Genomic DNA, 12,619 nt, shown 5'->3' with positions numbered 1-12,619 from the left:
ATTTATTATCTTTATTAAAATGAAACAGATAAACCAAACACATAAGTTTTCACCTGCGGATAAGAATCACCAGACGTTTCACGTACTTCCGGGTCATAAGCTCCAAAATATTTAGTAAATGTCAACAAATTATCAGCAGAGGCGTATACCCTTAAATTGGAAAGTCCCAAACTATTAATCCATTTTTTTGGAAAAGTATATCCCAATTGAACATTTTTCAGCCGTAAATATGAAGCATCTTCCAGCCAATAGTCACTAAATAATAAATTATGAGTCTGAGCTTGATACAGTCTTGGATAAGCTGCATTCGGATTATTAGGTGTCCATCTATCCAAATGCTCTACTTTAGGTACAGAATAATCATTAATAAAACAATGACGAGCCTCATCTTTCAGATAACCATTCACTTTACCTACACCTTGTAGATAAAAACTAAAATCCCAACCTTTCCATTCCACAGCACCCTTGAAAGAATAAGTATAATGAGGATAGGGATCCCCAAATACCACCTTATCATAATTGTCAATTACTCCATCCGGACTACCATTCGGACCACTAATATCTCTGTACTTAATATCACCTGGTTGTACTATACTTTCCGAAGCCTTAGGTATAGCAAAATTAGGATTAATATATCTTCCATCTGCATTTTGTCCACCAAAATCAGATATTTGCGCCAACCCATCGGTCAAATATCCATAAAAAGCATTGATAGGATCACCCACTCTTCTTATTTTATCCGCTAAAGTCGGTTCACTCTTTCCTAAGTCAACAATTTTATTCTTTGCATCAGATATGTTAAATGACATACTATATTTCACCTCTCCGATTCTATCACGCCAAGAAATATCCCATTCCCAGCCTTTATTCTCAATTTTACCCATATTCTCAAATGGTAAATTAGCTGTTCCCGTTACACCAACGATAGTAGGATAAATAGGTTTTACCAAAGCATTAATATTCTCTTTCTTAAACCAATCAAATGATGTAGTTAGACGATTTTCAAAGAAGCTCAAATCAATACCGATATTCAACATCCGGATGGTTTCCCACTTAATATTCATATTTCCCAATTTTTTTTGGGCAAAACCAATATTATTAATACCTCCAATAGGATAACTCTTTTCAATTCTTTCAATTGGTGTCAGATAAGGATAATAATCACTGCCAACATTTTGATTACCAAGTTCACCCCAAGAAGCTCTAAGTTTTCCTGATTTCAGAACAGAATCAGCAAATCTCATAAAACTCTCACGAGAAAAGTTCCATCCAACAGAGAATGAAGGGAAATATCCCCAGCGATTATTCTTTGCAAATCGAGAAGTACCATCAATACGCATATTAGCTTCAAACAAATATTTCTCATTATAAGCATAATTAATACGCCCAAAATAAGAACGTAATGCCCAAGAATCTTTACCACCACCATTTGTGATATCTTCAGTTCCAGCATCTAATACATAAATATCATCTAAAAGAATATTTTTTCTACTACCATCTAAATCACTAAAATCATACCATTCCTGAGAAAAACCCAATAATGCACCAAATTCATGTAATTTGATACTCTTATTATAATTCAACGTTAATTGGAAACTTTGCGTCAGAGCATCCTGATGTGCCTGATATACATAATTACGCAAATTTTTATTTTGAGGATCAGGTGTTCCATCTGCATAAAACTCTGGTAAAACCGGGTTATATTCATCCGTCTCTCTAAAATAGTAATTAGCTGCATATTGCCCACCTAAATTTAAACCTTCTATAATTTTTAAATCAGCACCTATAATCGTATTTAATGTTCGTGACTTCCTTTGTTCTGTACCACCATCATAAGCTATAGAAAGAGGATTTTTTACAGAACCATTTGACCAATTCTCTGAATCGACCCAATTTCCGTTTTCATCTTGCTGTTGCCACTTAACAGGTAATAAAGGAGAATTTCGTTGGGCTAACCTAAATACACCGGATGCACCTGAAAAGCCCGAAGCACGGCGATAATAATCAACAAAACTAACAGTGCCATTCAATTTTAATCTATCAAAGACCTCTGTATTTACGCTAATTCGAGCATTATGTCTTTTAGAATCAAAAGCATCTCCTACCACTAGACCATCTTGGTTTAAATATCCGTAAGACATAAAATAACCACTTTTCTCACTACCACCTCTAACACTTAAAGAATGGCTAGTTTGCAAACTACTCTTTTTGAATATTTCACCAATCCAATCCGTATTCGAATATTCATTAGGATAATTTCCTGAATCATATTTTGAAAATGCTTCATCATTATAAGGTTTTGAAAATCCCGCTGCAGCCATCGCCTCATTAGACAACTCCATATACTGCCTACCATTAACCAATTCAGGAAGTGCCGTCGGAGTTTGTAAACCGATATAGCCAGAATAAGTCAATGTCGCTTTTTCTTTCTGCTTACCTTTCTTTGTTGTAATCAAGATAACGCCATTTGCTGCACGTGCACCATAAATAGAAGCAGAAGCAGCATCTTTAAGTACTGAAACACTCTCAATATCACCTGGATTCAGAAGGTTCATATCACCACCAGCCACACCATCTATTAATATAAGAGGAGAAGTACTACTGTTAATAGTATTCACACCACGTATCTTAATATCAGGAACAGCCCCCGGCTGACCAGATGAAGAAGTAATTGTAACACCAGGCAAAAGTCCTTGCAAACCTGTACTTACATTTGAGATTGGCCTGTTTTCTAAAACATCTCCTTTTACCATAGATACGGCACCTGTCAGATTTACTTTCTTCTGCACTCCATAACCAACCACAACTACATCATTCAGTTGAATTGCATTTTCCGCTAAAGTCACATCCAGCTTTCCCGGTTGGCGAACAACTTGTTTTACCTCTGTGTAACCTATAAAAGAGAAAAGTAACGTACTTCCTTCATCTACTTTCAACGAATAATTTCCGTCAATATCAGTAATTGTACCCGTAGAAGTACCTACAACTGATATTGTAGCACCTACAATCGGCTCTCCTGTCATTTTATCAACGACTTGTCCATTTACTGATACTTCTTTCTTTTTATCAGAAGAAGTATCTTCTTTTTTTTGTTCATTTTTATTATACAACAGAATACTATTGTCCAAAAATCGGAAACCAATATTCATTCCTTTCAATAAAGAAGAAAGGGCATCCTCTAATTTCACATTTTGAACTTTCAAAGAAACCTTCTTATTGGTATCAACAAACTCTTTACTATAAGCTACATTCATTTCAGCCTGCTTACTGATCTGTTCCATAGCCTGTTTGAGAGACAAATTACGAATAGTCACAGAAATTTTCTGTTGTTGAGGGTAAGCTATGAGCGGAAAAATAAGACATAATCCGCACACCATACACCATTTTCGGATGTATGAAAACAAGTGATTTTCATTCATAAAATTAGAAATTGATAAAGTTACTAGATTAATTATTTTTTACCTTACTTCATAGATATCTTCTGAAATTTTATTAAATTTAATTGGAGTTATCGAAGACATTGTCTCCAGAATGTTTCCAAGATCATTGGCTTTACAAACAAAATTATATGTGAACGTGGTTATCTTAGTCCCACGGATATCAAAATTAACATCAAACTGCCTTGAAAGTACTGCCAGCACTTCTTCCAAAGGGGTATTTCGAAAGACCAACCTATTCTCTTTCCATCCGGAAGCATCTTTATAATACTCATTTGCCCGAATTTTGCAGAGTGAACTACCTTTTTCATAAACAGCTGTTTGTCCCGGGCGCATCTCATACAATGGAGATTTAGAACCATAATGTCCTATCATAATCTTTCCTTCATCAAGTGTGGTGGTTATTTTTTTGTCGGAAGGATAAGCAGATACATTAAAACTGGTTCCAGTCACTTTTATCTTCATCTCATCCGCCTGTACCATGAAGGGATTATCCGGATTCTTTTTTACCTCAAAATAAGCTTCACCAACCAAGGAAACCTGACGTTCTTTCCCCGTAAATTGTTCCGGATAAACCAGCTTTGAATCAGCATTCAACCACACGCGGCTACCGTCAGGCAAGAGCACAATCAACTTTTCTCCTTTGGAAGCACATATCTCTTGATATTCAGGAGTACACTCTTCCATTATTATATAGGTAAAGTAACTGATATTGAAAAGGAGCAAAGCGATGGCACACGCCCACCTGAAAGCTGGCCAAAACGCTCTCTTCTTTCTTTTATCTACTTCATCAAGTATATTCTGATAGACTTTATATTCATCAAACTCCGGCATCTCACGCCCGCCCATAGCCAAAGGTTCATTCTTTAGCAAACAATCAATATCGCTGTCTATATGTTCAGCAATATAATTAATGATTTCCGGAGCTGTATTTTTATGTTTATTCAAACGCATGTTTTTACTGATCTTTATATATAGTACACAAAGAGGTAAGAAAAGTATTATATAAAATCATTGATTTTAGAAAAATATTTTAAGAAAGATAAAAAAGAATGCCCGTTGGACTATCCGAAAGTTACATTAACAGCATAATTGCACGCTCACGAACCAGCTTTTTAATTTGTTTCAAAGACTGGCTATATTGAAATTTAATGGTATTTATAGACAGATTTAATCTGTTTGCAATCTCCTGATTAGAATACTTCCCGGATATTTTCATAGAAAAAATCTTTTTCCTTTGAGGAGACAATTGTTCTACGGCACTACGTATCATTTCAACTTGCTCCTGGTCAAATTCCTGAGAATCTGTATCCTCTCCATCCAGATAATTGAGAATTTCCAAACAATCATCCAATACAAAAATATTACTTTTTGAATCCCGCAGAATATTCAATAGATCGTTCTTCAAAACAGTAAATAAAAAACGATTAATAGGACGACCCTCTTCCAGTTCTTCACGTTTTATCCAGATTTTCATAAACAAATTCTGTACAGCATCCTCAGCCAACTCTTTATTGCACAGGTATTTAAAAGACAGTGCAAAAGCTTGTGCACCATACTTTTTATAAAGAGTGGTGAAAGCAAGTTGATTTCCTTTTTTTAGTTGCTGAACGAGTAAAATGTCATCCATAATAATTCCCGATACACGATATGGGTGCAATATTCGCAAAAATATATGAGAAATACAAAACATTTGCTGGCAATCTTGTCAATAGATCGGAAAAGAAAAAAATAAGGACAGATGTGTTACATATTAATTAAAAAAAAGAGAAAAAGTACAGAAACAGTGCACTTCTTACACAAAAAGATACACAAGAGATAATTACATAAAGCGATATGCATAACAACAGACATCACGCCATGCAGCAAAACAAGCCAGTGTCCACCCGATAGAAACTTCCGGTTAAGAAACTTCCGGTTAATTTTGTGATAAACCTGTATACTCGTAATTCCTTTTAATTATTCCACCCCTTGTCCGAAGTCTTCTTCGAACTCTTCTTCAGCCTCTTTTACTAAAGTTTCTGCCCGCAATGCACTTTTCGGAAAATACTTCGACAAGGGATAACGGAAGAATTTCATCTTGCCGACACGGTTGGTGAATCTACGGTCGGCCACAAAGTACACTCTGGACAAGCGCACCTCATGAGGAAGTACATCCTCAGGATGCTCAAAACCGTCACTCGTAACAGCTGCATGAAACGAACCGAGTCCACGAATAGTGACTGACTCTCCGCTTTTCAATATTTCCTCCATCACCTTAGGAAGGTCAGTAAGTATACTCAATACATCACCTTTACTCCTACCGCTTTGCGAAGAAAGCATATCCGCCAGGTCATTCTCATTCTTACCCCCACGTTTCTGGAGCTTCTTCTGTACAGCGTAATAGAGTTCCTTAAATCCTTCTACTGTGCTGAATCTCTTCTTTCTTACCAGATAAATCAATCCCATAATCTTTCGTATTAGATGTTGTAATCAAACGTATTGAAGGTCGTAACAGAACGTTGTACGACATGTGCATCTCGTACAGTATGACATGTGCATCTCGTACAGCACGACATGTGCATGTCAGCATGTTCCAGATGCGCATGTCGTACAACGTTCTCTGCAAAGGTAATGAATATATCCCGGCAACAAAAGAAAGCTACAATTATTTCCCCTAAAAGTACACTCCGGGGAGTACAACTCACATATAACCCTTTTTTAAGATGTTATCACCTGTATTTTTAAAAGAATAGTTATCTTTGCAGACATATTTTAAACAGAACGTACTGTTTACAGGCATTGATAATAAATATAATAACGAAATAGATAAATGGCATTGCAATGTGGTATTGTCGGACTTCCCAACGTAGGAAAGTCGACACTTTTCAACTGTTTGTCGAACGCGAAAGCACAGGCGGCAAACTTCCCTTTTTGTACAATAGAACCGAATGTAGGCGTAATCACTGTTCCGGACGAACGTTTGAATAAATTGGCGGAGCTGGTACACCCGCAACGAATTGTACCTACTACCGTAGAAATTGTAGATATTGCCGGACTGGTAAAAGGTGCCAGTAAAGGTGAAGGATTAGGTAATAAGTTTCTCGCAAACATTCGTGAAACAGATGCCATCCTGCATGTACTTCGTTGCTTTGATGATGATAATGTGACACATGTAGACGGAAGTGTAAACCCTGTGCGTGACAAAGAGATTATTGACTATGAACTACAGTTGAAAGACCTCGACACTATTGACGCACGTATACAGAAAGTGCAAAAGCAAGCACAAACAGGAGGTGATAAGACTGCCAAACAGACTTATGACATCCTCGTTAAATACAAAGAAGCATTGGAGCAGGGAAAATCGGCCCGTACTGTAAAGTTTGAAACCAAAGACGAACAGAAAATAGCCCGTGAACTCTTTCTGCTTACCAGCAAACCGGTAATGTATGTTTGTAACGTGGACGAAGCAAGTGCCGTAAACGGAAACAAATATGTAGACATGGTTCGCGAAGCAGTAAAAGATGAAGATGCAGAAATTCTTATTGTTGCTGCCAAAACAGAATCGGATATTGCCGAACTGGAGACTTACGAAGACCGCCAGATGTTCCTTGCCGAAGTAGGACTGGAAGAATCAGGGGTAGCCCGGCTTATCAAATCGGCTTATAAATTATTGAATCTGGAAACTTATTTTACAGCCGGTGTACAGGAAGTACGTGCCTGGACTTATGAAAAAGGTTGGAAAGCACCTCAGTGTGCGGGAGTAATCCATACCGACTTTGAAAAAGGATTTATCCGTGCAGAGGTTATCAAATATGATGATTTTATCCAGTATGGCTCAGAAGCTGCCGTGAAAGAAGCCGGTAAATTAGGTGTGGAAGGAAAAGAATATGTAGTACAGGACGGAGATATCATGCATTTCCGTTTTAACGTATAAAGAATGAATTATCTTATAGCAGGAACCGGAGGTGTAGGAGGCAGTATTGCTGCCTTTCTTGCACTGAGCGGAAAGGATGTTACCTGTATAGCCCGTGGGGCGCACCTGGAAGCTATACAGAACAATGGACTGACGTTAAAGTCAGGCCTGAAAGGCAATCATACCATTCCAGTGAAAGCTTGTACAGCAGAAGAGTACACAGGAAAAGCAGACGTAATATTCGTTTGCGTCAAAGGCTATTCCGTTGACTCTATCACGGATCTGATAAAACGGGCTTCTCACGAAAAAACAATCGTAATTCCCATACTCAATGTTTATGGTACAGGACCACGTATTCAGCGTCTTGTTCCGGGCGTAACCGTTCTGGATGGTTGTATTTACATTGTAGGATTCGTATCCGCCCCGGGAGAAATTACTCAAATGGGAACTATTTTCCGTTTGGTATATGGAGCGCATAGAGGCACAAACGTACCCGCCGGACTGCTTGAAGCCGTACGTGACGATCTGGTAGAAAGCGGAATCAAAGTGGATCTGTCACCTGACATTCAACGGGATACATTTGTCAAGTGGTCCTTTATCTCGGCTATGGCCGTCACCGGAGCTTATTTCAATGTTCCCATGGGCGAAGTGCAAAAGCCGGGTAAAATACGTGACACTTTCATAGGCCTGTCTACCGAAAGTGCCATGTTAGGAAAGAAACTCGGTATTGAATTCTCCGAAGACCCCGTCACCTACAATCTCAAAGTAATTGATAAACTCGACCCACAAAGCACCGCATCCATGCAGAAAGATATGGAGAAAGGACATCAATCCGAAGTACAAGGGTTACTTTTTGACATGATAACAGCTGCCGAAGAACAGGGAATAGAAGTACCAACCTATCAGGAAGTAGCCAAGAAATTCAGAATATAAAATTAAACTCAATAATTATGAATACCATTTTATTATCTATTAACTGGAACCCGAATCCCGAATTATTCAACCTCTTCGGACTTCCCGTTCGCTATTACGGACTATTGTGGGCCGTTGGTATCTTTCTGGCCTATGTTATAGTTCACTATCAGTTCCGGGATAAAAAGATAAGCGAAAAGAAATTTGAGCCCCTGTTTTTCTATTGTTTCTTTGGTATTCTGATTGGGGCCCGACTGGGACATTGTATATTCTATGATCCTCAGACCTATCTCACCAGTTTCCGGGGATTCTGGGAAATGATACTTCCTATCAGATTCCTGCCCGACGGAGGCTGGAAATTCACAGGTTATGAAGGACTTGCCAGCCACGGTGGAACGTTAGGACTGATGATTGCCCTCTGGCTCTATTGCCGTAAAATGAAAATGCATTATATGGATGTAGTAGATATGATTGCTGTAGCCACTCCCATCACTGCCTGCTGTATCCGCCTGGCCAACCTGATGAACTCTGAAATCATTGGTAAACCGACCGATGTACCCTGGGCTTTCATCTTTGAACGTACAGATATGCTTCCACGCCATCCGGCGCAGCTATACGAAGCTATCGCTTATTTCCTGCTTTTCCTGGTGATGATCTATCTTTATAAGTTCTATAACAAAAAGCTACACCGCGGCTTCTTTTTCGGACTCTGTCTGACGGCCATCTTTGTATTCCGCTTCTTCGTTGAGTTCTTAAAGGAAAATCAGGTTAGCTTTGAAGACAATATGAGCCTCAACATGGGGCAATGGTTGAGTGTCCCCTTTGTGATCATCGGCCTCTATTTCATGTTCTTTTATGACAGGAAATCCATTAAAAAATGAAGCATATTATAGACATAGAAACCTGGGAGCGGAAAAGTAATTATGAGTTCTTCAAAAGTTTTCAGAATCCCACTATTTCCATAACCTCAGAGGTAGAGTGCGGAGGAGCCAAAGCCCGTGCCAAAGCCGCAGGACAATCATTCTTCCTCCACTATCTCTACGCCGTGTTACGCGCTGTCAATGAAATACCGGAGTTTCGTTTTCGCATAGATGCAGAAGGCAATGTAGTCTATTTCGACAATGTAGATATGTTGACTCCTATAAAGGTAAAAGAAAACGGACGTTTCTTCACCATCCGTCTGTCATGGAACAAAGATTTTAATGCCTTTTATGCGGAAGCCAAATCGGTCATAGATGCCATCAACCCTGATGGCGACCCGTATGATATGGAAAAAGTGGGTGGTAAAGACCTGCTTGATGTTATATTGTTAAGTGCTACTCCCGACTTGTATTTCACCTCACTGACCTGTACACAAGAACATCGTCACGGTAGTAATTACCCTTTGATGAATGCGGGAAAAGCAATATTAAAAGAAGGCAAATTAGTAATGCCAATTGCGATGACTATTCACCATGGGTTTATAGACGGGCATCATCTTTCGCTGTTTTATAAGAAAGTGGAAGAGTTTTTAAAATAGAGCACTTTCACTTGTAATTGATATAAAAATGCCCGATGATCATGTACAATCATCGGGCATTTTTTTCTTTCATTTCTACTTCCCTCTCACTATCTTCTTTATATCACTCAGCTTATTGAGCGCTTCAATCGGAGTAAGGTTATTCACATCCAGATTGAGTATCTCATCTCTGATCTGGCACAATATAGGGTCGTCCAACTGGAAAAAACTCAACTGCATCCCTCCCCTGTTCTCACTTACTCCACCTAATGGTTTACCGGAAATGCCTTGCTGACGATTGTCCGATTCGAGCTGCTTCAGAATTTCATTGGCACGCTTTACAATACTTTTCGGCATACCTGCCATCTTAGCTACATGAATACCGAAAGAATGCTCGCTACCGCCACGTTCCAGTTTACGAAGAAAAATAACTCTATTATCAACTTCTTTCACCGATACATTATAATTCTTTATCCGCTTGAAAGATTTCTCCATCTCATTCAGTTCATGATAGTGCGTGGCAAAAAGGGTACGTGCTTTTGCCTTAGGATGCTCATGGATATACTCTACAATAGCCCAGGCTATCGAAATACCATCATAGGTAGAAGTTCCACGCCCCAACTCATCAAACAGTACAAGACTTCTCGAAGAAACGTTATTCAGAATATCCGCCGCCTCATTCATCTCTACCATAAACGTAGATTCGCCAACGGAGATATTATCACTGGCTCCCACCCGGGTGAAAATCTTATCCACCAATCCGATGTGAGCACTCTCGGCAGGAACAAAAGAACCGATTTGAGCCAGCAAAGTTATTAATGCCGTCTGACGCAAAAGAGCAGATTTACCGGCCATATTGGGACCCGTAATAATAATAATCTGCTGCGTTGTACTATCCAGCATCACATCATTAGCAATGTATTTCTCACCTATCGGGAGCTGCTTCTCAATCACCGGATGACGCCCCTGACGGATATCCAGTACGTCATTATCTTCAATCACCGGGCGAATATAGTTATTCTCACGTGCTACATTGGCAAATGCCAATAAACAGTCGATACGCGCTACCTGATTGGCATTAATCTGGATGGCAGGAATAAATTCACTCAAAGCTTGTACCAGCTCCGTATAAAGCCGGGTCTCAAGCACCAGAATCTTATCTTCTGCTCCGAGGATTTTCTCTTCGTACTCTTTTAACTCCTGAGTGATGTAACGCTCCGCATTGACCAGCGTCTGTTTGCGAATCCACTCCTGAGGTACTTTATCTTTGTGTACATTGCGTACCTCTATATAGTAGCCAAATACACTGTTATAGGCAATCTTCAGACTTGGAATCCCTGTCTGTTCACTTTCACGTTGCTGTATTTTCAAAAGGTAATCTTTGCCCGAATAGGCTATCTGTCTCAGTTCGTCCAACTCGGCATTTACCCCACTTTGAATCACGCCTCCTTTGTTTATCAATAAAGGAGGGTCATTGTTGATTTCCTTACTTATCCGGTCACGTATAGAAATACAAAGATTCAACTGCTCTCCTATCCGGTTCAGACTGGCATTATCTGCCTGCAGGCAAGCTTCTTTTATGGGTTCGATAGCCTGCAAAGCTATTTTTAACTGTACTACTTCGCGCGGTGACACACGTCCTACCGCCACTTTCGAAATAATACGCTCCAAATCTCCTATCAGATGCAGTTGCTCCTCAATCAGCTCTTTAAACTCCGGTTCACGAAAGAAATACTCCACTACATTCAAGCGGTCGTTAATCGGCTTTTCATCCTTCAACGGAAATACCATCCAGCGCTTCAGCAAACGGGCTCCCATCGGACTAATCGTTTTATCAATGACATTGAGCAAACTGCTGCCACCATCATTCATACTGCCGATAAGCTCGAGACTACGTACGGTAAATTTGTCCATACGCACATACTTATCTTCTTCAATGCGGGCCAGCGAGGTAATATGACCAATCTGTGTATGCTGTGTCATATCCAGATATTGCAGGATAGCACCCGAAGCAATTGTACCATTCTTCAGATGTTCCACACCAAAACCTTTCAGATTTTTCGTCTCAAAATGTTTCAGCAGCTTCTCACGGGAAGTCGTTTCCGTAAAAACCCAGTCGTCCAGTTCGAAAGTGAAGAATTTACTTCCAAAGTTACCCTCGAACATACCACGTTTACCGCGTTCAAAGAGTACTTCTTTGGGACCAAAATTATTGAGCAGCTTATCCACATAATCGAAAGGTCCCTCTGCCGTCAGGAATTCACCGGTAGAGATATCAAGAAAGGCAATACCACAGGCTGATTTACCAAAATGCACTGCGGCAAGGAAATTATTTTCTTTATAGTTGAGAATATTATCATTGATAGACACACCCGGAGTAACCAGTTCTGTAATGCCACGTTTCACCAGTTTCTTCGTCATCTTCGGATCTTCCAGCTGGTCACAGATAGCTACACGTTTACCGGCGCGAACCAGTTTTGGTAAATAGGTATCCAGCGCATGATGAGGAAAACCGGCCATCTCAATAGTCTTTCCTTTTCCGTTGGCACGTTTAGTCAGGGTAATTCCCAGTATCTCAGCTGCAATAATTGCATCTGTTGAATAAGTTTCGTAGAAGTCCCCGCATCGAAACAGCATCACCGCATCCGGGTGTTTTGCTTTCAGGTCAAGGAACTGTTTCATCATAGGGGTTAGTTCAATATCGTTGCTCACAGGTAGTCTCCTCTTCTTTTTTAATTCAGTAATCAGTGGGCAAAGATACTGATTTCCCACTAATCTACCATCCCGTCAACACCAAGATTTATTGGGTTATCTTATCGTAAAAAAGTCTTTAAACAAGCTCCTGAATTATTAACAACCCGCACAGTATTCTTAAAA

Annotated in this window: 9 protein-coding genes; 4 read left to right on the top strand and 5 right to left on the bottom strand. The window is 39.6% G+C overall.

Translation table 11 applies throughout. The features are described 5' to 3' along the window. Nucleotides 1-14 precede the first annotated feature (14 nt). The 4 genes from VCM39_RS00140 to VCM39_RS00125 form a co-directional block, all read right to left on the bottom strand. On the bottom strand, nt 15-3,419 hold the full coding sequence (locus VCM39_RS00140) for a TonB-dependent receptor (protein ID WP_289291265.1): 3,405 nt from the start codon (nt 3,417-3,419) through the stop codon (nt 15-17). Nucleotides 3,420-3,458: 39 nt separating this feature from the next. Beyond that, nucleotides 3,459-4,391, bottom strand: a complete 933-nt coding sequence (locus VCM39_RS00135; protein WP_221649664.1) for a FecR family protein — start codon at nt 4,389-4,391, stop codon at nt 3,459-3,461. 121 nt (nt 4,392-4,512) lie between these two features. Continuing rightward, on the bottom strand, nt 4,513-5,067 hold the full coding sequence (locus tag VCM39_RS00130) for an RNA polymerase sigma factor (RefSeq protein ID WP_195570075.1): 555 nt from the start codon (nt 5,065-5,067) through the stop codon (nt 4,513-4,515). A gap of 329 nt (nt 5,068-5,396) precedes the next feature. Beyond that, nucleotides 5,397-5,885: an HU family DNA-binding protein gene (locus VCM39_RS00125; protein WP_002558429.1), complete on the bottom strand. Its 489-nt coding sequence runs from the start codon at nt 5,883-5,885 to the stop codon at nt 5,397-5,399. A 364-nt stretch (nt 5,886-6,249) separates the two neighbouring features. Between VCM39_RS00125 and ychF the strand changes: the two genes are divergently transcribed. The 4 genes from ychF to VCM39_RS00105 are packed head-to-tail and all read left to right on the top strand — an operon-like array spanning nt 6,250 to nt 9,763. After that, nucleotides 6,250-7,353, top strand: a complete 1,104-nt coding sequence (gene ychF, locus VCM39_RS00120; RefSeq protein ID WP_196039873.1) for a redox-regulated ATPase YchF — start codon at nt 6,250-6,252, stop codon at nt 7,351-7,353. A 3-nt stretch (nt 7,354-7,356) separates the two neighbouring features. After that, a complete protein-coding gene (locus VCM39_RS00115; protein ID WP_221649663.1) occupies nt 7,357-8,265 on the top strand; it encodes a ketopantoate reductase family protein in 909 nt (302 codons plus the stop codon). A 17-nt stretch (nt 8,266-8,282) separates the two neighbouring features. Then, a complete protein-coding gene (gene lgt, locus VCM39_RS00110; protein ID WP_221649662.1) occupies nt 8,283-9,125 on the top strand; it encodes a prolipoprotein diacylglyceryl transferase in 843 nt (280 codons plus the stop codon). Continuing rightward, nucleotides 9,122-9,763 carry a chloramphenicol acetyltransferase gene (locus VCM39_RS00105; protein ID WP_221649661.1) on the top strand — a complete coding sequence of 214 codons (642 nt, stop codon included), beginning with the start codon at nt 9,122-9,124 and terminating at the stop codon, nt 9,761-9,763. Before lgt ends, VCM39_RS00105 begins: the two co-directional genes overlap by 4 nt. A gap of 75 nt (nt 9,764-9,838) precedes the next feature. Here VCM39_RS00105 and mutS read toward each other — a convergent pair whose 3' ends face one another. Then, nucleotides 9,839-12,454, bottom strand: coding sequence for a DNA mismatch repair protein MutS (gene mutS, locus VCM39_RS00100; protein ID WP_289291269.1), 2,616 nt, complete (start codon nt 12,452-12,454; stop codon nt 9,839-9,841). Nucleotides 12,455-12,619 lie beyond the last annotated feature (165 nt).

Source organism: Bacteroides mucinivorans (genome assembly GCF_034654355.2).
GTDB lineage: Bacteria > Bacteroidota > Bacteroidia > Bacteroidales > Bacteroidaceae > Bacteroides > Bacteroides nordii.
Note: the sequence above shows the minus strand (reverse complement) of the source record. Positions and strands in the feature narration are given on the sequence as shown.